The sequence below is a fragment of the Mycoplasmopsis adleri genome, from assembly GCF_045276205.1.
Classification (GTDB): Bacteria; Bacillota_I; Bacilli_A; order Mycoplasmatales; family Metamycoplasmataceae; genus Mycoplasmopsis; species Mycoplasmopsis adleri.
The window spans coordinates 961246-984493 of sequence record NZ_CP174162.1 but is presented as its reverse complement, the minus strand read 5'-3'; the positions used below and the strand labels follow the sequence as shown (position 1 = coordinate 984493).

The 23248-nt window shown below is 28.0% G+C and carries 17 protein-coding genes; 6 read left to right on the top strand and 11 right to left on the bottom strand.

Translation table 4 applies throughout. The features are described from left to right. The first annotated feature begins 9 nt into the window (after nucleotides 1-9). The 6 genes from parC (at nucleotide 10) to ACJA22_RS04115 (ending at nucleotide 7367) form a co-directional block, all read left to right on the top strand. Complete coding sequence (gene parC, locus ACJA22_RS04140; protein WP_406616995.1) at nucleotides 10-2595, top strand: DNA topoisomerase IV subunit A; 2586 nt, start codon at nucleotides 10-12, stop codon at nucleotides 2593-2595. Between the two features lie 505 nt (nucleotides 2596-3100). After that, nucleotides 3101-4537 (top strand): proline--tRNA ligase, encoded by a 1437-nt coding sequence (proS, locus tag ACJA22_RS04135; protein WP_406616994.1) that lies wholly within the window; start codon nucleotides 3101-3103, stop codon nucleotides 4535-4537. Between the two features lie 39 nt (nucleotides 4538-4576). After that, nucleotides 4577-4957 carry an MG284/MPN403 family protein gene (locus ACJA22_RS04130; RefSeq protein ID WP_406616993.1) on the top strand — a complete coding sequence of 127 codons (381 nt, stop codon included), beginning with the start codon at nucleotides 4577-4579 and terminating at the stop codon, nucleotides 4955-4957. 168 nt (nucleotides 4958-5125) lie between these two features. Continuing rightward, on the top strand, nucleotides 5126-5644 hold the full coding sequence (locus tag ACJA22_RS04125) for a metallophosphoesterase family protein (RefSeq protein WP_406616992.1): 519 nt from the start codon (nucleotides 5126-5128) through the stop codon (nucleotides 5642-5644). Between the two features lie 52 nt (nucleotides 5645-5696). Continuing rightward, nucleotides 5697-6623 (top strand): Cof-type HAD-IIB family hydrolase, encoded by a 927-nt coding sequence (locus tag ACJA22_RS04120; RefSeq protein ID WP_406616991.1) that lies wholly within the window; start codon nucleotides 5697-5699, stop codon nucleotides 6621-6623. Between the two features lie 3 nt (nucleotides 6624-6626). Continuing rightward, nucleotides 6627-7367: a ribonuclease HIII gene (locus ACJA22_RS04115; protein ID WP_406616990.1), complete on the top strand. Its 741-nt coding sequence runs from the start codon at nucleotides 6627-6629 to the stop codon at nucleotides 7365-7367. Between the two features lie 154 nt (nucleotides 7368-7521). Here the strand turns inward: ACJA22_RS04115 and ACJA22_RS04110 are convergent, their stop codons facing one another. From ACJA22_RS04110 to ACJA22_RS04060, 11 genes are all read right to left on the bottom strand, one after another. Then, the gene (locus ACJA22_RS04110; protein WP_406616989.1) at nucleotides 7522-9174 is read right to left on the bottom strand and encodes an IS1634 family transposase; all 1653 of its coding nucleotides are present in this window, start codon (nucleotides 9172-9174) and stop codon (nucleotides 7522-7524) included. Nucleotides 9175-9329: 155 nt separating this feature from the next. Beyond that, nucleotides 9330-11051 carry a YbhN family protein gene (locus ACJA22_RS04105; protein ID WP_406616988.1) on the bottom strand — a complete coding sequence of 574 codons (1722 nt, stop codon included), beginning with the start codon at nucleotides 11049-11051 and terminating at the stop codon, nucleotides 9330-9332. Between the two features lie 1426 nt (nucleotides 11052-12477). Next, a complete protein-coding gene (locus tag ACJA22_RS04100) occupies nucleotides 12478-13620 on the bottom strand; it encodes an MAG0770 family lipoprotein (RefSeq protein ID WP_406616987.1) in 1143 nt (380 codons plus the stop codon). A gap of 518 nt (nucleotides 13621-14138) precedes the next feature. Then, on the bottom strand, nucleotides 14139-14888 hold the full coding sequence (locus ACJA22_RS04095; RefSeq protein ID WP_406616986.1) for a pseudouridine synthase: 750 nt from the start codon (nucleotides 14886-14888) through the stop codon (nucleotides 14139-14141). Continuing rightward, nucleotides 14876-15970 (bottom strand): nicotinate-nucleotide adenylyltransferase, encoded by a 1095-nt coding sequence (locus ACJA22_RS04090; RefSeq protein WP_406616985.1) that lies wholly within the window; start codon nucleotides 15968-15970, stop codon nucleotides 14876-14878. The genes ACJA22_RS04095 and ACJA22_RS04090 overlap by 13 nt, the downstream gene beginning before the upstream one ends. Before the next feature lie 11 nt (nucleotides 15971-15981). Beyond that, nucleotides 15982-17229, bottom strand: coding sequence for a Y-family DNA polymerase (locus ACJA22_RS04085; RefSeq protein ID WP_406616984.1), 1248 nt, complete (start codon nucleotides 17227-17229; stop codon nucleotides 15982-15984). Further along, the gene (locus ACJA22_RS04080; protein ID WP_406616983.1) at nucleotides 17219-17656 is read right to left on the bottom strand and encodes an iron-sulfur cluster assembly scaffold protein; all 438 of its coding nucleotides are present in this window, start codon (nucleotides 17654-17656) and stop codon (nucleotides 17219-17221) included. Before ACJA22_RS04080 ends, ACJA22_RS04085 begins: the two co-directional genes overlap by 11 nt. Further along, nucleotides 17637-18788: an aminotransferase class V-fold PLP-dependent enzyme gene (locus ACJA22_RS04075; protein ID WP_406616982.1), complete on the bottom strand. Its 1152-nt coding sequence runs from the start codon at nucleotides 18786-18788 to the stop codon at nucleotides 17637-17639. Before ACJA22_RS04075 ends, ACJA22_RS04080 begins: the two co-directional genes overlap by 20 nt. Before the next feature lie 15 nt (nucleotides 18789-18803). Beyond that, nucleotides 18804-19772 (bottom strand): prolyl aminopeptidase, encoded by a 969-nt coding sequence (gene pip / locus ACJA22_RS04070; protein WP_406616981.1) that lies wholly within the window; start codon nucleotides 19770-19772, stop codon nucleotides 18804-18806. A 14-nt stretch (nucleotides 19773-19786) separates the two neighbouring features. Further along, on the bottom strand, nucleotides 19787-21052 hold the full coding sequence (gene glyA, locus ACJA22_RS04065; RefSeq protein WP_406616979.1) for a serine hydroxymethyltransferase: 1266 nt from the start codon (nucleotides 21050-21052) through the stop codon (nucleotides 19787-19789). Nucleotides 21053-21066: 14 nt separating this feature from the next. After that, nucleotides 21067-23247 carry a phenylalanine--tRNA ligase subunit beta gene (locus ACJA22_RS04060; protein ID WP_406616978.1) on the bottom strand — a complete coding sequence of 727 codons (2181 nt, stop codon included), beginning with the start codon at nucleotides 23245-23247 and terminating at the stop codon, nucleotides 21067-21069. Between the last annotated feature and the right edge of the window lies 1 nt (nucleotide 23248).

The following is a 23248-nucleotide window of genomic DNA, read 5'->3' as shown; positions in this document are numbered from 1 at the left end:
AAGGATTTTATGAATAAGAATAATCAAAATAAATTAGACGACTTATTATCAAAAATTATTCAAGAAAATCTTGACTCTATAATGTCTGATAGATTTAGTCGTTATTCAAAATATATTATTCAACAACGGGCATTGCCTGATGTTCGTGATGGGCTTAAACCAGTTCAAAGAAGAATTTTATATTCTATGTTTGATTTAGGTTTACAACACACTAAACCATTTAAAAAATCAGCACGTGTTGTTGGTGATGTTATTGGTAAATATCACCCACACGGTGATTCATCAATTTATGAAGCTATGGTGCGTATGGCACAAGACTGAAAAATGGGTCATACACTTTTAGAAATGCATGGTAATGTTGGTTCGATTGATGATGACCCAGCTGCTGCTATGCGTTATACTGAAGTTCGTTTATCTGAAATTTCAGAATACATAATTGGCGATATTAAAAAGAATACAGTTAAGTTTGCTCCTAACTTTGATGACTCGGAAAAAGAACCAGTAGTATTGCCATCAATTATTCCAAACTTGCTTATTAATGGGGCTGTTGGTATCGCTAGTGGTTTTGCAACTAATATGCCTCCACATAATTTAAATGAAGTTTTGGATGCTACAATCGCTAAAATTAAAAACCCCGATATTCAACTTTCAAGACTTTTTAAAATTGTTAAAGGACCAGATTTTCCAACTGGTGGTGTAATCTATGGAACTGAAGGTATTCAAGAAGCATTTGAAAGAGGAAAAGGTAAATTAACATTAGTTTCAAAATACAAAACATTTGAAGATAATAAAAATAAATTTATTGAAATTAGTGAAATACCTTATGGTGTTGTAAAAAGTGATTTAGTTCGTGAAATTGATTTAATTATTGAATCTGAAGAAGTTAATGGCTTATTAGAAGTTAAAGATCAATCAGATAGAAATGGTATTAGCATTTTAATTACACTTGCTAAAGATGCAAATGAAGAAGTTATTGTAAATTATCTTTTATCAAAAACCCAAATGCAAATTTATTACAACTACAATAATGTTGTAATTCAAGATAACACACCAAAAGTTTTAAATCTCTCACAACTTTTAGATGCTTACTTATCACATGTTAAAGATGTAAAAAGAGCAACACTTCAATATGATTTAGTTAAATATAAAGCTCGTTTAGAAATTGTTGAAGGTTTCTTAAAGGTCGCTGAAATAACAGACCAAGTTATTGCAGTAATTCGTAAGAGTGAAAACTCAAAACAAGGTGTTATTGAGAACTTAATGTCTGTGTTTGGATTTACAATTAATCAAGCTACAGCAATTGCTGAATTAAGACTTTATAAATTAAGCAAAACTGATAAAGAAGCCTTCTTAATTGAAAAAGGTGATTTAGAAAAACTTATTAATCATTGTGAATTATTATTAAGCGATGAAGAAGAATTTAATAAGTACTTAATTGAAACTTTACAAGATATCAAAAAGATGTTTGGGCGTGAAAGAAGAACCCAAATTTTAGATGAACAATATAAAGTGTCAATTAACGAAATCGACTTAATTAAAGAGGAAGAAGTATTTTTATCAGTAAGTAAATTTGGCTATTTAAAACGTTTATCAATAAGAGTTGTTGATTCAAATGACTTCATTTCTTTCGGATTAAAAGAACAAGACAAAATCATGTTTTTCAGTAGAACAAACACATTGAATACCATGTTATTGTTCACTAATTTAGGTAATTATGCAGTGCTTCCAGTTTATAAAATTGCTGATTCGAAATGAAAAGATTTTGGAAGTCATTTAAGTGAATTTGTTGAACTAGCTTCAGGCGAAGAAGTAGTTGGAGTTATTGAAGTTACTGACTTTAACTTACTTAACTATGTTTGTCTTTTCAGTAAACAAGGTCAAGGTAAAAGGGTTGTTCTTAAAGACTTTGAAGTATCTAGAACAAGCAAAACATTTGTTGCAATGAAATTAAGAGAAGGTGATGAATTAGTTGGTGCTAAATTATCAAATGGTTATAAAGATGTTCTTCTCGTAACAAAAAGAGGTATGGCTTCATTATATTCAGAAAATGAAGTTCAAATTTATGGGACTAAATCAAACGGTACAAAATCATGTTTTATGCCTCCAATTGATGAAATTATGTCTTTTGCTTTAGTTGAACCAAATGAAACTATCGCATTATTAGCAAACGGTAATTTAATCAAAAGAATCGCAGTTGCAAATATTAATAAAGTATCTAAGAAGAATTTAGGTAAACCATTATTCCCACAATTAAAAACTAAACAAATACTTGTATCAGATTGTGATCCTGTTTTACCACAAACTGATATCTTTGTAACGAATGATCAAAACGAAATTATTCTTGATAAAGTTGCAAATTATCCAATCACAAAAAATGATGAAGGATTTTCAAAAATTAAAGTTCCTAACGCAGTTAATACTTCATTAAGAATCTATCAAGTTAGTGATAAAAACATGTCTCCAAAAATTACCTATTCTGAAGTTTCTGAAAAAGAAGAAGCAATTTTTGAAAAAGCCGAAGAAACAATCAATGTTCTCGATTTAGATGTAGATGCTTTACTTGCTAAATATGATGATTTAATTAACAAGAAATAATGAAAGATAACACTCACAAAAAGGTGTTATTTTTTTGTTTTGATAAATTAAAACTCAATCAATATTAAACCTATATATTTGTAGAATTCTTTTGTTTTATAGCCAAATATGGAAAATTAGAAAATGAGAAATTACAGATATTTTAATAGTAAAGCAGCAATTCTAAAATTATGTTTTTGATATCCAAAAATTCTTTAAAAACAAAATATTTATTCTTTAAAAGAACATTAAGAACATACATAAAAATGCTTAATATTTTCTAGAATTTGTCATAAAAAGCACTATATTAATAAAATTACTAAAAATAAGTTAAAAACAGCATCAAAATCACTCATTTTTAACACAATCTAACAGATATTTCAGTCATTAATTTACATCAAAAATATTTATTTTTAAAAACCCCCAAAAACCTCTGAAAAAATCAAAAAGTGCAAAAAACGTTCATTTTTAAATATTTTTTTAACTTATTTTTTATTTTTAGACATTAATATATAATAATAAAGATATGAAAGAATTAGAAAAAATAACACCACTAGAACAGGATTTTGCTAAGTGATATACTGATGTAGTTAAGCAAGGTGAATTAATGGCTTATGGACCAGTAAAAGGTACCATGATTTTTAAACCAAATTCTTATGGAATATGAGAATTAATTCAAAAAAATTTGAATGAAGTTTTCAGAGAAATAGGTATTCAAAATGTATATTTACCACTCTTTATTCCAGATAGATTATTTGCAAAAGAAAAAGAACATGTCGCTGGCTTTAATCCTGAATTAGCAACAATCACCAAGGTAGGTGACAAAACATTAGATGAAACAATTTATGTTAGACCAACAAGTGAAGTTTTATTTGCTGATTTATTTAAATCAATGATTGAATCTCACAAGGACTTACCAGTTATTTATAACCAATGAGCTAATGTTGTAAGATGAGAAAAAACAACAAACCCATTTTTAAGAAGTAGAGAATTCTTATGACAAGAAGGTCACACATGCCACAAAGATCCTCTTGAAGCTAGAAAATTTACAAAATTAATGATTGCAACTTATGCAAGGTTTTTAAAGAATTATTTAGCTATCCCTACTATTATTGGTAAGAAAACTCCTTATGAAAAATTTGCTGGTGCTTGTTCAACATACACAATTGAAGCCATGATGAAAGATGGTAGAGCTTTACAAGCTGGTACAAGTCACTACTTAGCTCAAAACTTCTCAAAAACTTACGAAATCACTTTTGTTAACGAAAATAACCAAAAAGATTATGTTTATCAAACATCATGAGGTGTTACTACTAGACTGATTGGTGCACTAATTATGACTCACGGTGATAACAGAGGTATTATTATCCCACCTCGCGTAGCACCTAACCAAATCGATATTCTTGAGCTTTTTGCGAATAAAGATCCAAAAGTTCATGAATTTTGCGTTGAACTTCAAAAACAATTAGGTAGAAAATTTAGAGTAAGACTTGATGCTTCAGATAAACAACCAGGATTTAAAGCATCTAATTCTGAAATTCAAGGTACCCCTTTAAGAATTGAAGTTGGTCCTAGAGATCTAGAAAACAATGTTGTTACAATAGTACGTAGAGATACACTAGAAAAACAACAAGTTAATGTCGATAAAGTAAAAGATTGTATTCAATCTTTACTTGATGATATCCACAATAATTTATATAAACAAGCTGAAGAAAGATTAAATTCTAACACTGTTTTTGCTTATACATATGATGAATTTAAAGAAGCCATTAAACAAAATAAATTTGTTATAGCCCCATTTTGTTGTTTAGATTCTGTTGAAAAAAGAATAAAAGAAGAAACAGGAGCATCTACTAGATGTATTCCTAAAAAAATGGATAAACCTTTAGACGAACACAAATGTATTTGACCCGAATGTAAACAAAAAACAAATAGATATGTAATATTTGCAAAAGCTTACTAGAAGCACTTTCGTTGCTTCTTTTTTATTTTTAGGAGTGGTATGATCCTAGAACAATTCGCGAGACTAATTGATACTTACGAAATTAGTGACTTAGAAAAATATAGAGCTGTTGAAGCAATATGTAGACTTGAAAAAGCATCAGCTAGAATTAATGCTAAAGAAGGTTTTAAAAGCAGAAGCAGTTCTTCTTCACTTTTAGATAATCAGCCTTTTCATAAAGAAAATATTTTTCTTTCTGATAAATTTAAAAACATTTTAGAGTGCCTTTCTGATGACAGTAAGCACATTATTTTTATGGAATTTATTAAGCCAAAACATAACTTTTGATACGAAGATTTTTATTCAAAAACAACCTATTACAAGAAAAGAAAAAAGGCTGTAAACGAATTCCTTTCATATTATATTAATTATTCTTTATAAACTTTTCAAGGGGTCTCTTATGAGGCTCTGTTTTTCATAGGTTAATTGCTTAATTGGACTATAAAACAGGCTAATAAAGAAAAATAAACATGAAATAAATGTAAAAGTTTTTCCATATACTTTTTGTTTTTTGGCTTTATAAATTAAAGCGTTAGTATAATTTAAAATATGAAAATAATTGTATTAAGTGATATACATAGAAATAAAATGCTAGCCGAAAAAATTTTAAAAAATGAAGATTATGATTTGGCTATTTCTTTAGGAGACACTGAACTTAGCGACGCATGAGTAGATGCTAATTTTAATTATGCAATTAGAGGCAATAATGACTTTGATAGCGAGCTCCCTGACTTTAAAACTTTTGATATTTTAAATAAAAAAGTTTATATCACACACGGTCATTTATTAGGTTCATATAGTGATTTGATGAGTGAAGAAAGAATGAAAGAATTAACAAAAGAAATAGATGCTGATTTAATTTTATATGGTCATTCACACTGTGCAAAATTATTTATAGATGAAACTAAAAATGGGAAAACTAAATACATAATTAATCCAGGATCAGCTGGATTGCCTTTTATTAGTCGTAATAAAAATCTTAATTCTGACCCAAGTTATTGCTTAATTGAAATTAGTGAGAAATTTGGTAAAATATGAAATATATTATTTAAAACTATGACTTTATAGTCAGATTTAAATTTATATTTATTATTTATTATTTTAATAAAAGGATTTACATATGTCAGATAACAAAGAAACAAAACCAAAATATTTATTCGCTATTGACTTAGATGGAACAATGCTTTCATCTAGCAAACATGGTACAGTTCATGATGTTACTTATGATGCTATAAAAAGAGCGCAAAGGGAAGGACACTATGTGTGTGCTATCACCGGTAGACCATGAAGAAGTACTAAACCAATTTATGAAGCTTTAGGTTTAGACACTGTTGTATGTAACTATAACGGTGCTCAAATTCACCACCCTAAAGATGAAAACTTCATTCCATATATTAAATACCTAAACTTAAATGATATGCTTTATATTTTAGGTGATCCAGTTGTTGAAAAAGAAATTTCAAACATCGCTATTGAAGGACCAGGATGAGTTCAATTACAACATAGAGATGAAGACTTAGAAGGTGTTTTTGGATTTAATTCAGCAAGCAAATTTGTTGTTGGATTAAACTTTAACAAACTTCCACTTAGACCAACAGGTATTATTTTTGATGTTAAACCAACAACTGATGTTGAAAAACTTAGAAGATACTTAAGAGCTAGATATGGTGACTTAGGTGAATTCTCATATTGATCAAAAGGTGAAGGCTTAACACCTGTGTTTGATATTACAAACGTAACTGTTAACAAAGGTAGAGCACTTTCACTATTAACAAGGTACTACGGTGTTGATTTAGATCACACAGTTGCTTTTGGTGACGGATTTAACGATGTTCCTATGTTTAAGGTTGCTTGTGTATCAGTTGCTGTTGGTAATGCTTCAGATGCCGTTAAAAAACACGCTACAATTAAACTTAAGAAAACAAATCAACAAGGCGCAGTTGGTGAATACATCAACAAATTCTTAGATAACCCAGAAAAAGAAATAGCAAAAGCTAAAGCTTCTGCTGAAAAAATGAACAAATATAAAGATGATGATGAAGAGTAAAATATGAAGTTTATTGAATACAATTTTTCTATTAATTTAAAAGAAAAGAACATTATTGGAATTGACGAAGCCGGAGTAGGTGACTATTTCGGTCCTTTATGCAGTGCTGCTGTCTTAATTCCATATCAAAATGTTAATAAAGTTGTCGCACTAGGTGTTAAGGATAGCAAGAAATTAACTGATAAAGCAGTTAGAGAAATTGCTGAGAAATTAAAATCTAGTGGACTAATAATGTATTCAATTCATCATTTAACTCCTAAGGGATATAACTCATTAAATAAAAAGTATAATGCTAATGTTTTAAAGATGTTTACACATCTTAATTCATTTACAAATTTAGAGAAAAAATTAACCTCCTATGATTATGTCTTTATTGACCAATACGCCAATAAAACAAGCATAGAAAAATATTATGAAGAATTAATTTACGCAAATAATTGAGCTAAATTAACCGAAATTAATTCAGAAATTTTACTGGCTCATAATGCTGAATCAGTATGTCCAAGTGTAGCAGCTGCAAGTGTTTTAGCACGTGCTGAGTTCTTATCATTAATGGATGAAATGAATGAAAAATATCACATTGAATTTCCATTTGGTTCAAGCAAAAAAGTTAAAGAATTTGCTAAAAAGTTTTTTGATAAACATAATAATGATCCAAATTTAATCAATGAGGTTTGCAAGTCTTCATTCAAGATGAAAATTAATGATGATGATACTGGTTGCTATAAATTATTTTCAGATTAATCAAATTTGTACAGTTAAATAACTGTACATTTTTTACGCAAATAAAACTACACATCTTAAGATTAAAATGTGTAGTGTAAATTAATCCCGAGTTTCCAACTTTTACAATGTAATTTTTAACAACTCATCTGTTTGATGAGCTGTTTTTAATAATTTAAAATTTTAATTCATTTAAAATTCTTAAATATGTTTGATAATCTTGAATTGCTTGATTATTGTTGTCGTTAATAATATATTCTTCACTTTCAATTTTTCCGTCAATAATCTTGCATGTTTTGATTGTTTCTTTTATTACATCTTGTAATTTTTTGATTGTGATTTTTTCATCTACAACACCGAGTTCTTTCAAACCTTTGTTTAAATAATAAATAACAAAATTTAATAAAACAAGAGATAAGAAGCAAAGTACGAAATGACCTTCAATATGCTTTTCACTTCATACATAAATAGGTCTTACAGCTAAAGCACTTTTTAAAGCTCTAAAGTTTGATTCTATTTGTCATTGTTTTGAATATAAATTCACAATTTCTTCAGGTGATAAATCAAATCTAGAGGTTTCATAAGCATAATATCCGTCAAACTTTTCATCTTCGATAATTTTGTCATAGTTAAGTTTGTAATAACCTTTACCACCAACTTTTTCGAAGAATTTAAACTTCTTTTGACCGAACATTACTTGATCATGAACTAGTCCGTCTTTATCTTGTCTTTTAATAAAATTATCGATTAAAATTTGTCTATCATTTTTATCTTTTAATGCTCTTTTTTTACTATATGTTACTACCAATCTTCTCTTGTGTCCGTTTGCTCTTCTATTCTTTCAAAACGAATAAAAAGTAGTTTCTTTATATTTAAAATTATTGTCTCCAAAATAGCCGGATTCATCTATTGCAAAGGTCTTTCGGTCATTTGAAGCCGCTTTTAATCTATAAGATAAAATGTAATCAATATCGTTATCTTCTAAGAATCTTATGTTTCTATTTGTACTCATTCCTCTATCAGCAATGAGTGTTACTTTGTTTAATTCATATTGCGATTTTATATTCAAAATAAAATTAATAAATGTTGATGCATCAGCAGTGTTCCCTTTGAATAATTTATAGTGAATTGGAATGCCGTTTTCATCTGTTGCTAAACCTAAAAAATTTGAATCTTCTTTGAATTTTCCATCTTTAGAATAACCTGGATATCTCAATCCTTCTCTTACAAAACTTTCAAAATATACCGTTGAAGAGTCGTATCAAATAATATCTATTTTTCTATTTTTATCTTTGATTAACGTATCGTTAACACTCTTTAAAATGTTATTTTTATTTTCAGCTAAATAGTCTAAAGTATTATAAAATGTCGTCTTTTCAACTTCTAAATTTATATTGAATTTGTCTTTATTTTTAAAGGATGAAAGCATGCTACCCGGATTTACAATTCTATTTGAAATCATATATTTTAATAAATCATTTAAACACTTGGATTTTGATACTTTAGCATCTTTAAAAGGATTTAATTTTTCTAAGAAACTGTATAACAAATCATATCCATAATTGAACTGTTTTGTTTCAATTTTAACCTTGCTTATATCTAACTCTAATTGTCTAATTATCATATTTCTATCTCAATCAGTATTGTAGTTTTGAGATAGTTTTTTAATTTTTTCTACTGGATCAGAACAATATTTTTCTCATTTTTCAACTGTACCGATACCGATAGATTTCTTATAACCTTTGCCAAATCCTCCTGAAAGTGCTAAAGATAAGTAAGTAGAGTTCTTATTTTTTCTTGAAATTAATAGTCATTTGTCTTTTTTCATATCTTTATTATACCACAAATTACAATGTAATTATGTAAAAAAATAACTTTTTTTATTTATATATAAATAACACTGAAAAAAGTAATAAAAAAAGAGCTCCAACTTGGAAACTCAGGTAAAACTACACATCTTAAGATTAAAATGTGTAGTGTAAATTAATGAATAAAGATAAATGCTAATCCGCCAGCAAGTAAAGTTAAGAAGAATATTGGATAAGTAATTTTATAATATTTAGTCTTTGTTTTAACTTGCTTTGAAATATTGTTGTTATTTACTAAGTTTAAGTTTTTATTTTTTCTTTGGTAGTAATCAACACGTTTTTCACCAATATAAACTATTACTAGTAAGATGGCTGAAATTGCTGATGGAATAATAATAGTTCCAAAGGTTCCTAAAGCTGTAAAGATTGAAGCATTGTTAATTTGGCTTAAACCATCATACGATGTACTTTGTAATGATTGATTAATAAGGTTTTTGTATAAGTAGTCAGCGGTACCAGTACCACCAGGCGTCAAGCTTATAGCATTTGAAATTCTAATCATCGTATTTTGGATTGTAAGGTTCATGTAGTAACCAGCTTTTACATCTGGTTGAATAATATTAATTGCTTTACCAAAAATAGCAGTTGTTGTAATGAAAGCAGGAATTAATTTATATAAGAATAATGCTGCAAAAGTTCAGCCATTTTTAAAGCATGTTTTTAAGCTAGCATTTAAGCTATATATCTCATATTCGTATTTAGCTTTAATGCTAAATGAATCATATGATCTAATAAATGGAGTTCATTCAATAATTGCCAAAGTGCTTTTAATTAAGGCTTTTTGGAGTTTTTTGTTCAAAGCAACCATTACTAATAAAACTGAAAATCCACTATCAAAAATCAAACCTAAAACAAGCATAACAATGAATATAATTGAAGATGCAGATTTTTCAGCAAAGAATGATTTAAAAATATAAATACCTGCTGGAACAAAACAAATTGTTAATAAAACATTACATGCTTGTCATAAGAAAGTATTAACAATAATTGCTGAGAATAATACTGGACGAGGCAAGCCCCTTCTTCTTAAATATCAATAAGTTCCAATATCGCCACCAATTGATTTAGGCGTAATAGTTTGAATAACATATCCAATGATGCAACCTATATATAAGTCGCCTCATTTAGCCTTATGCCCTTGAAGTGAGATAGCTCGCTTGAATAACATAGCTTGTAAACCACAATATATAAACATTGAAAATACCATTAACAGAAACGCAGACCGGACTGCATAACCTGTTGATATTGATCTTTTGTGTCCTACAACATCATATTCAGTATAAAGTTTTCTGCCAAAAGCTTTAAAAACTTCTTTTGGAGTACTTTCTACTCCATCAATTTTAAGTTTATAAACTGAATAGAATAAGAATACGATAATTCCAACTAAAAGTGCAAAATAGAAGAAGTATTTAAAGAATGACCAGAAGGTTACTTTAGAAACCCTAGTATCTTCTTTTAAGTCTAAAATACCATCGAAAATTTCACGGTTTCTAACCACCATCATTAATTCTTTTCTATCTTCATTTTTCTGTTCCATTGTTTCGCAATAAATAACAAGCTGGTTTGTAATTTGTGAATATTGTAAAACAACGTTTTCACCGTGTTCAAAGTAAACTTTATAAATAATTTTCTGATTTAAAGATCCGCTTTTGCTAATTTCCTGAACTCTGACTACTTTATATTTATTATTAATTTTTTCAGCGTTCATAATTCTTTGGAAAAATCTTGAAGCAATTTCAGGTTCAATTGCATATGATTTAATCGTGCTTTGATGACATCCATATTCTTCAAAAATATCTTGTAAAACTTCAAATAAAGTTTTCTTTTTGACATTCATATAATATGTAGCCATTCTAATAATTTCATACATGAAATGATTAGCATCATATCCATTAAACAAACGTTTATATGGCACATATTCATTGTTTTGAGTGTAAGCAAAAAGTAGTCCTTATCACTATTTTGTAGCTCTTTTCATACACCTGAGCGGTTATTAAATGAACGCACTTCAATGTTATGTTTCAAGGCAATTTGTTGTGTTAATGTACCTATTTGAACTGTTTTTCCAATGAAGCATTTAGTCATATCTTCGCGGTTAAAAGTTTCATCATCATTTAATAAAAAGTTTAAATATAAGGCAGCTATTTCATCAGGCTTAAAGTATTTATAAATATGTTTATATTTAACATTAAAGTTAATTCCTGTTCCATCATTATTAATATCAAAATTAATTTTAGATTTTCTACTTAATGATTCTCAATAAACTCTAGAAAGATTTTTTTGATCACTAGCATCATATAAAGTTTTTAACTTAGTTCTTAAAATTGAGAAATGGGGAATTTGCATACGTGTTAAATTGTTAAGGTAGAAACTTTTAAGTAAAGGATCGCTTATATCTAATCCACAAAAGATGCTATCTTTATTAAGATATGGAGATTTTGAATATCTAGTCATTATTTCTTTTTGATATTGTTTAAAAGAATTGTCATATTCAAAACTAACGGATTTAGTTGGAATTTCAATTGTTAAGTAATCAGTTGATTTTAAACTTCAAGAAATTCTAGCCATTTCTTCATGATTTAAAGGAGCTCCATCGCCTCAATTAAAACTTATTTTCATTAATTTAGGATCATTATTAAAATGCTCTAGCGATACAATTCAATCGCAATTTGATGATTGAACTGCTAACGTTTTATACACTCTAGGAATTTCAGCAGAATTTTCATATATAACTGTTTGATAGTTGCTTTCGGTTAAAACACGAGCAAAAATATTCATATATAAATTTGCATTAAAAGAATTATCGATTGAAATAAATACACGGGCACCATTTTCTTTTTGAGTTTTCATAAAACTAGTAAAAGCATAAGCTAAAGCAGTGATTGTATATTCGTTAATTAAGTTGGTACCAACACCAATTGAAGAGATTAATTTGTTATCAATGAATTTAATATTTCCGGAAAAAGCTTTATCAATTTCTTCTTCAGAATTATTTTTACCAAATGTTAAAAGTTTCTCGGTAAATGAAACATCCCAAGATGATTTTTTACTTCACTTATCGTATATTGGATTTACAGCCATTCTTTCCTTTCGTTTAATCTCTAGTAGTGTAATTATTATATTAAATCTTTAATTTTAAATAAGAATATTAAACTTAGGTATAAATATAATATAGAACTAAGAAATACTTTTAATTAATTTGCTTAACAAAATTTTAAGAATAAAAAAGCACAATTTTTTGTGCTCATATTTCTTTTTGAAAATTATTCGTTATATTCATCAACAACGTCTACAATATTCTTAGCTTTTAATACCAAATTATTTAATCTATCTTTTCAAAAGTCACCAAAAACAGCTGGGTTATTTTCAACATTATAAGTAACTTTTAATTCAAAAGTTTTTTCATTTTTAAAAAGAACTTTTATTGATGGCATAAATAACTCGTCGAAACTTTTGAAAAATGAATCACCTACTTTAATTCAGATTTCAGAATTATACTTTGATTTTACTTTTTCATTTGTTTTATAGATTGTTTCGAAAAAGTCAGCCACTTTTTGTAAACGGTTTTTTTCTCTTGAATCATGAGGAATAATAATGGTATTTCATTCTTGTCATAAATTATAAATAGCGTGTGTATGATAGTTAGCATCTTCAGGGTTAGAAGTTGTTAAGTTGTTATAATCAATATTAATTCTGCTTGGATCATAATATTTTCGATTGTAATTAATTTGTAATTGTTTATATTGTTGTCTTAGGTCTTCAGCAAATAATGCCTTTAATTCTTTAACATTTTTTGAATTTTCAAATAAAGGTCATTGTTCATATAAATTAAAAATTTTTAAAAAGTCATAATAAGGTGAACGATTTTGATCAGCTAATTCATTTATGTAATCATTTAAGATTGAATTAATTTCATTGTTAAGCGATGTGATAAATTTAATTTGTGTCCTAATATTTGGATTTTTACTATTAGGTTTTAATTCTTCATATAAGTTTATTGGATTATTGTCAAGATAATCACCATTATTCATTTTGACGAATTCATTCAAGGAGTTTTTATAACCAAATAAAATTTCATGTTCAGGTTTATTGTCTTTACCCGCATTTAAATATTTATCAAGTTCCTTAAAAAGTTCATTTCATTTTATACTAGCTTCATTAACATATAAATAATTTTGATAATAAAACTTCTTATAATCATCAGGAGTAGAAACAAAAGCATACATTTTATTATATGAAGCAAGATAGTTGTTATATGCTTCTTTTAAATCTTTAACATAATTAGCTTCATAAACTTTTTTAGTATTATAAAAACTTCCTCAATGACAACTTGAAGAAATAACTGGAAGTAAAAGTGGTGTAATAGTACCACAAGCTATGATTATTTGTTTCTTGTTTAATTTCATGCGAATATTTACTCGATCTACTTTACTATTTTATTTTATCAATTTTATTTGTATTAAAAAGAAATCCTCGTAACCAGTAGCGAGGATTTCGTAACATTTAAGACGATAAAAGGGGCATAACCTAAATAATTTCTAAAAGAGAAACCAAGAGAGATAGATATATAAGTGAACTGAAAGGAACAAATATTATAAAAGTCCTTTAGATTATTAGATTTTTCAGAAAAGGGATGGAAGAAAATTAAAAAAGAGAACCACTAGATTATTCAATCATTATTTTTGGCTATACCACCACACATATCATAAGTCGTTTTTTCTGATATTCATTTGAATATCAATTTAATTATACATGTTTTTATTTTGATACAAAATAATTAAAAAGTTTATTTTTTAACGTTTTTTGTGCAAAAACTCACTTTTTCCGTTTTACAGTCAATCTGCTTGCAATTATTAAAGTTCTCCAAATTTCACTACAAAACAGCAAAATTATAAAAAAATGCTTTTATCGAAAAAGCATCAATTTATTCATTATTTTGTTTGATTTTTGCTTCATTTTTAGCAATAATTGTTTTCAAATCTTTTAATTCTTTTAAAGTTAATTCACGATATGCACCTTCAGGAAGCTTTTCAACCGTTAGATTTGCATATGAAATTCTTTTCAAGCCTAAAACTTTTCTATTAAATACCTTAAAAAGTTCTTTAACATGGTGATATGAGCCCACATGTAGTGTAACTAAGTAACTTTTTGTGTCAACTTGATCAACAATTTGGTTAGAATACTTACCATTTACTAATACAGGCTTATTAATTTCTTTAAATTCTTTTAAAGTTAATGGTTCATCTATTCTAACACGATAAGTTCTTTCAATTTCATACTTTGGATGAGTTAATTTATTAACTAATTCATTATCATTTGTGAGTAATAAAACGCCTGTTGTATTGTAGTCTAATCTACCTACTGGAACTATCTTTTCATTGGTGTCAATAAGGTCTACAACAGTGGTTCTTTTTAATGGATCCTTGACAGTCGAAATTGTTTGTTTAGGCTTGTTTAATAGGTAATAAAGGAAATTTGGTTTAGTTAAATTTATGAGTTTTCCATCAATTTTAATTTCATCATTTTGATCTGCTTTATCACCTAATTTTGCAACGTTTTTATTGAGCAAAACTCTGCCTTGACTTATCAATTCTTCTGCTCTTCTTCTAGAACAAAAACCCACCATTGAAATTAGTTTTTGTAATCTTATTTTTTCATTCATTATTTCATTCATTTTTGATAAATTTCTTCTTGTTCTTTATCAAAAGTGACTCCTTTATTAATATTAAAGTCATAAGCTCTTTTAACAACCGCTTTAAATCCTTCATTAAAGTCCTCTAAAACTAGTTTTCTTAGCTTTTGAACCCCTTCAAATGCTCTTCCATCGCATATTTTATCAGCAATAAAGATTATTTTATCTAATGTATTAAGTTCTAAATCTAATGTTGTATGAACTTTTATAGCATGATAGATATCATCGTTATTATTCATATAAATATATTTAACTCATAAAGCGCCACAAATTTGATGAAGTTTATGTTTTGGGAATATTACTTTATTATAGGCATTTTTGTCAAATTGAGCTATAAACGCTCTTGAGTCTTCTTCACTTAATTCTTTACATACATCATGGAATAAACCGACATAATAAGCAACTTTTGCATCATATTTCACGGTTTTTGCTAATTCTGCAGCAAATTCACCAGCGGCCACGCAATGTTTTGCTCTTTTAGCACTTAATAATGAATGTATGATTTCTTTAGCATATAAAAAGTTTTTGCCAATATATTCATTCACACTTTCTGGAGTATATGAGAGGTTCCCTTCTCTTATCGCAGTTGAAGATTCTTCATATAATGGATTATTTATAATCATCATATTGTATTTTTTTGCATTAAGCTTGTTGATATTTTGACTTCTTTTATAAACCACAAATTTTGCTGTTTGTGTAATTTCATCAGCATATTCTCATTTATTAAATTTTGGAAGTAGATCAGAACCCATTATAAAGAATAATTCATCATTAGGGAATTGTTGTTTGAAATATCTAATTGTTTCAAATGTATAACTTACTCCCCCTCTTTTAATTTCAAATAATGATACTTCAGCATTACCATTAAAATTTTTAAGAGCAAGATTTAACATATCAAGTCTATGTTCACTTGATGCTATCTTATCATCTTTTTTGAATGGATTTTTTGCCGCCGGAATAAAATATATTTTATCTAATTTAAGTGTTTTATAGGCATATTCAGCAATTTTAATGTGCCCATTATGTACTGGATTAAATGATCCACCAAACAAACCAATTCTCATATTTACCTCTTCTATGACTTTTTAAGGTCATCTTGAATATATCGACTTTGGATACCTTTTGCTGTATTTTCTCTTAAAACTTGGTACCCTGTTTTTAATGCTTTTTTATGTAATTTTTTATTTACTTTATCGATGATGTTGTCAACTTTATTTTTGCTTGGTTGTTGTGGCAAATCATCTTCAAATATTGTTAATTGTCTAAAGACATCAAATTCACTAATTAAATTTGTAAGTCTAATGCCTATTCCTTTTATAGGTTCTTCTTTTCAAACACTTTCAAATAAATCAACAGCTTTGTCATAAAAAACTGCTTCATCATTTGTGGGCATTTCTAAAATATGTTGTTTACTTTTTCAAGCTTTTTCAACGCTTCTTACAACTATTGAAATAGTTTTAGCAACTTTGGTTCTATTTTGTGCTCTTAACGCAACTTTATTTGCAAGCATTTTTAATGTTGCATAGATATCATGTCTATTATCTAGAGCGCCTGCTGAAAATGTAACTTCATTACCAATACCTTTTAACTCGTTATGTTCATAAGTTAATTTATCTGAACCTTCGCCATTAGGATCATCAATATAGCTTTTTAATCTAGAACGAAAAATTTTATATAAATCTGGATTTGTTAAGCTTGATGTTGCTAAATCTCCAATTGTATTTATACCAACTTTTTTAAGTTTTGCAGCAAGTGATTTGCCAATTCCAAAATATTCTTCAATTGGTAAAGGATAAATTGTATTTTTCACATCTTCAAAAGTATCAATATAATTAATCCCAAAAGGTTTTTTAAGTCCTGTTGCCATTTTAGCTAATCATTTGGTATGCGAAATACCAATTGAAACCGGAATATCATATTCGAATAAAATTTTTTGTTGAATTTCACGGGCGAAAGCAAATACATTAAGATCTTTTGTTTCTTCGGTTACATCTAACCAACATTCATCAATTGAATAAACTTCAATGTTTTTACTAAACACTTTTGCTATGTATTCAAAAATTTTATTTGAAAGCGTGATGTATAAATTAAAATCCGGTTCAACAAAAATAGTATCTGGTTCAACTCTTTCAACTAAATATTTTGGAGTACCTACTTTAACTTTTTTATTTTTTAACTCATAAGAAATACTTGAAACAATCGAGTTAGATGGCTTGTGCGAAACAGCTACTGGTTTATGCTTTAGAAAAATATTAGTAGAACGATGAGCACTTACAAAATATGAGTCAAAATCAATATGAAATATTAGCTTTCTATTTTTCATTTTGAGTTCTTTCTTTAAGAGATTTAATTAACATTAAAGCACAATTCAAACGATTATAATGCTGTTTAACATTATCAAAAACAGCCAACTCACCAAGTTCTTCCAGTTCTTTTTGATCAGTAATTTCACCATTAAGTAATTTTTCATATTTTTCTATAAAACAAGGCAATTCATCAATTTTCATACCTTCCAAATATGAACATAATATGTCAGTTGAAGCTATGAAAAATGCACAACCTTTTCCATTAAAATGGATGTTTGCAATTTTATTATCTTTAACTTCATATTCAAATTCTAAATAGTCAGCACATGTTTCACCATGCTTAACTATTTTGTTTTCAATCTCTTCTTTTTTGAAGGAAGGATTTAGATAGTGAGACATAATAATATCTCTTTTTTGCATGTTATTATAAGACAAGGAAATCACCTCCTTCTTTAAGTAATTTAGTTAATTTATCAATATCTTCCTTATTATTATAAGGAGCTAATGATATTCTAACGAATGAATAATCATTCTTAAAGTTCTTAAGATATTGAGCACAAAATACACCAGCTCTTACATAGACATCATGCATGCCTAAATAATGAGCCACATCTTGTGAATTTATATTTTTGATATTGAACAAAATGATGTGATCATTAGGTTCTGAATAAATTTTAATGTTTGGAACTTTAGATAATTCTTTGTAAGCATAATTGCTTAATGATTTTAAATATGCTTGAATATCAGCATAATTTAACTCATTCATAAAATAATCTAAAGATTTATTAAACATATAAATACCAGCTAAGTTTTGAGTGCCGGGCTCGAACATTTTAATTCCACACTGTAAGGTTAAGTGATTTTGATTATTAATTTCAGCAACTGCTCCACCACCAAACGTTGAAGGCTTAAGTTGTTTTAATAATGAATCTTTAATAACTAAAGCACCTAATCCAGTTGGTCCATATAGTTTGTTAGCACTAAAAGCTATAACATCGCAATTAGTTAATGATACTTTTTCATATGAAATAGCTTGAGCGGCATCATTAATTACAATTGCGTCAAATTTCTTAGCTGTTTTATATAAAAGGTTAGGGTCAATTTTAACATTGAATGAATTATTCATTTGTGCGTAAGCTACAATTTTAGTTTTTGAATTAATTTTGCTTATTAAGTCTTCAGCAACTACAATTTTAGCTCCACATTCATTTGCAATTTCAATTCATGGAGCAAAATTAGATGAGTGATTATAAGCACTTAATAAGATTTCATCATCCTTATTTATTAATGGCTTAAGCATTAAGGCAATTTTATTTAATGAATCGGTTGTGCCTGAAGTGAATAGAACTTCATCTTCTTTAGCATCAACTAATTTAGCAATCTTATTTCTAACTTCATCAATTGTTTGAGCCATTTTAATGCCTAATGGTGAATCAGATGTTCTTGTGCTTACTGAATAATTCATATAAAAATCATTAGACGCTTCAATAGCTACATTAGGTTTTAAAACTAATGCAGCGTTATCCAAATATGTAATTTTATTTGCTAGATTGAAATCTTTTCTAATGTTTTTCATGTTAATTTTGCAAAACTATTTAGCTAAAATCTTATCTCTAATTTGATTTGTAATTTCAACTAATTGTTTTGTTGTACCTACTTCCCTTTGTGTATGCCCAGCATCTTGAATATAGTAGAGTTCTGATTTATTTAATGCTTTATGTAATAAGTAAGCATCAATAGGCCAGCAAATCAAATCATATCTACCATGTACAATAAATGTTGGAATGTTTGTAATTTTATCTACATTATTTAAAATGTAATTTTCTTCAATAAAACTATTATTAAAGAAGTAATGATTTTCTATTAAGGCGATTTCGTATGTGCCTTTTAAATCGTCGTTTTCGTCAAAATGATTATCTTTTAATTGAACATTAATTGCTTCTCATCTACATCATTCAATTAAAGCTCTTGATCTAATTTTTTCATCTTTTGAGTGCATAAGTTCATGGTAAGCAGCCACCATGTTATTACGTTTTTCAACTGGTACAATGCTTTGGTATCTTTCAAAGTCAATTGGGTTGAAATAATTAGATCCATCTTGATAAAGTCAATCAATATCTTGTTTTCTTACTAAAAATACACCTCTTAATACTAAATTATTAACTCTATCAGGATGATTAATAGCATAAATTAATGATAATGATGAACCTCATGAACCTCCAAAGAGTGTTCATTTTTTAATTTTTAAATGTTCTCTAAGTTGCTCCATATCTTGAACAAGAAACATAGTTTCATTATTTTCAAGCGACATTGATGGAGTACTTTTTCCGCATCCCCTTTGGTCAAATAATACTATTTTATAGAACTTTGGGTCAAAATAACGTCTGCATGGTTCACTAATTCCACCACCAGGTCCACCATGTACATATAGTACAGGTTCACCATTTGGATTTCCACAAACTTCATAATAAATTTTGTGTAAATTATCTTTAGTTGTAAGATAACCAGTTTCATAAGGTGTTATTTCTGGATATAAATATTTAAAGTATTCATTACTCATATCATCTCCTTTCCTTAGTATTTTGCAATAATTGGAAATTCTTTTGAAAGATTTTTAACTTGTTTTTTAAGTTCGCTAATTTCTTTTTTTGCTTCTTTTTCTTTATTAGCAAATCTATGGTAATTAGTTAAAATGGTATGAATAATTTCAGCTAGTTCTTCTCATTTTGTAAAGTTTCTTGAAGTCATGGCTGGAACACCAATTCTAATACCTGATGTAATTGAAGGACTAAGTGTATCAAATGGAACTGTATTTTTATTAACAGTAATATTAAATTCACCTAGTAATTTTTCAGCTTCTAATCCAGTAATGCCATAAGTTTTATTAACATCAATTGTAAATAAATGGTTATCAGTACCACCAGTTACAATTGAACAGCCTCTATCTAAAAATGCTTTAGCAAATACTTTAGCGTTTTTAATTATTTGGGCAGCATATTTTTTGAAGCTTGGTTTTAAAGCTTCACCAAAAGCTACTGCTTTACCAGCTATTACATGGAATAATGGTCCGCCTTGATATCCCGGAAATACTCATCTATCAACTTTTTTAGCGATTTCAGGATCATTAGTCATAATAACCCCACCACGAGCACCTCTTAATGTTTTATGAGTTGTAGATGTAATAATATCAGCATAACCAACTGGTGAAGGGTGAACACCACCAATAATTAAACCTGAAATGTGAGCTATATCAGCCATCAAAATTGCTCCACAAGCATCAGCTATTTCTCTAAATTTAGCAAAATCAACAATTCTTGGATAAGCAGAATAACCGCAAATGATAACTTTTGGTTTTTCTTTAATAGCTAATTCTTTAATAGCTTCATAATCTAAAAATCCATTTTCATCAACATCATATGATACTGAGTTATAAAAGATTCCACTAAAGCTAATTTTAAAACCATGAGTTAAGTGACCGCCACTTGATAAACTTAAACCCATAATTTTGTCTCCAGCTTTTGCAACTGAAGCAAGAGCGGCAGCGTTAGCAACTGAGCCTGAATATGGTTGAACATTAGCGAACTTAACACCAAATAATTTTTTAAGTCTTTCAATTGCTAAGGTTTCTATAACATCAACATTTTCGCAACCACCATAATATCTTTTATATGGATAGCCTTCTCCATATTTATTAGTAAGAATGCTACCAGTTGCTTTAAGCGCATCTTCACTAACATAGTTTTCAGATGCGATTAATTCAATGTGAGTATTTTGTCTATCTACTTCGGCATTAATAGCATTTTGGATTTCAATATCATCTAATTTAATTTTTTTGTACATAATTATTACCTCAACTATTTATTAAAGTGTTCGTTAATTAAATTGATTTGTTCATTAGTTCCAGTAATACGTAATGTAACATTTCTTTTATCATCATGTTTGAATTCGTCAATTTGTTTAATTTCAAATGTTTCACTAACTTTATTTATTTCTAGAATTTTAACTTGGATATTTTCTTTAGCATTTAATTCAAATGTCAAGTCAATAGTTTTTAATGGACTTGGATCATAAGGAGTGAATTGAATAAAATGATTTTCATGAACATTTACGAATTCAGCTACTCATAAATCTAGTTTAGAAATTGATGGGTGTACTTTTCCTAATCAACCTATAAAATTGTCTTTTCAGTAAATTTTAGCAGATACATTTGGATGTACATTTTCATTGTCTTTAAATGGCACAAAGGTTAATTCTAAATCACTTAAGAAGTTGCAAATGTCTTGTTTCATTTCATCAAATGTTTTAGTATTTGAAACTAAACCATATACGAAATTGTTGTTGTTAATCATACCAGTTTCAAAGAAATTGATTGTGTTCATTTTTCTCTTAAGGTTGTATTCAGCACTTTCAAGCATTGAAGTAATTATTGAGTTTCTAACTACTTCTCTTTCTTTTGAAACGAATGTTTGAAGAGCAACTGATGAAGCAAAATTAAATGGATTTAATAAGTTATTTTCATGACTTACTAAAGTGAATGTTCTAATTTCATTGTAGCCCATTGCTTTAAATCAATTTTTGTTATTACCTTGGTGATTAATTTTAAATGGTTCTAAGAATGGAGCAACTGGTTTGAATTTTGAATAACCATAAAATCTGAAGTATTCTTCAATTACATCTTCATATGTTTTAATATCACTTCTATATTCTGGAGCAATAATTCTATTTTTATTAATTTTAAAACCTAAGGCAGTAAGAGCTGCTTCAGTATCTTTGAATAGTTTTAAGTCCTTTAATTCATAGTTAGCATAAATTGCAAGTTTTCTACGGTTTTTAAGAACTGAGGTTCCTTTTTTAGGTTTAGGTAAATTAATAATTTGACTTGTTAATTGGTTATCTTCACTCAATTTGTGTTTAAGGAATAAGATAGCATTATAACACATGTAATCTTTAACACCTTTTGCACCTTGAATTGACGAGTTTGAATCAATTTTAATTTGTTTAGCAGCACTTTTAATTTTAAGTGGATCAAATACACCAATTTCAAAAGCAACGTTAATAGTATCTTTAGTTACCGAAGTATCTTCACAACCCATTACACATGCTAATGAAAGCACTTTTCTTAAATCTTTAATAGCTAGCACATTTTCAACATGTACAACTTTATTACCTAAAAGTTTAACTTCACCAGTATATGTTGAACATGAGATGTGACCGTCAAAAGTGCTTTTATCATAAACGTGTGCTGGAGTACCAGTCATAATTAAAACATAGTTTGTAATATCGATTGAATAAATACCTTTAGCTGAATAATTATGTTTAGCTAAGAATAAAATATCTTGAATTGAAGTTTCATTATTTGTAATTTTACTTTCAAGGAAAGCTAATTCAGTAGCGTCTTTTCTAGCAACTTTAAGTTTACTCTTAAAGTGTAAGCTGTTAATGTCCGAATTATAATTTGGTCATTGGAATTTAGTTTTATAGAATGCAGCTAGTTCTCTAGCAAGTACATAATAACTATTTGCATCAGGTCTATTTGCTGGTAAAGTAATATCAATAATGTAGTCGTTTAAACCTAAGAATTCCATTGGATCTAAATCTAGCGCAATTTTCGGATCGTTCAATAAAACAATGCCATCGGGATCAAAAGGTAAGCAATCTGGGTTGAAACCTAATTCACTAAAACCAGCCATCATGCCTTCAGAAACAACGCCAGCCATTTCTTTTTCGCCAATTGTAATATCACCAATTGTTGAACCCACAGGGAAGTAAACAGTATAATAACCCACACATGGATTAGAGGCTGTTGTTTGGATGGTTTTAATACCTTTATTAGTTTGTAAAGTTACAATGTTTAATGTTTTACTATTAGGATTTTTTTGAACATCAACAATTTTTCCAAATTTAACACCTTGCACATTTGAAAACTTAGTTACTGATTCAACTTCATAGCCTAAATTATTGATGTCTTTTTCAATTGAAACATCAAGTGTTCTATTAGGTATAAGTTTATTTAATTCTCTTAATGAAATTAACATG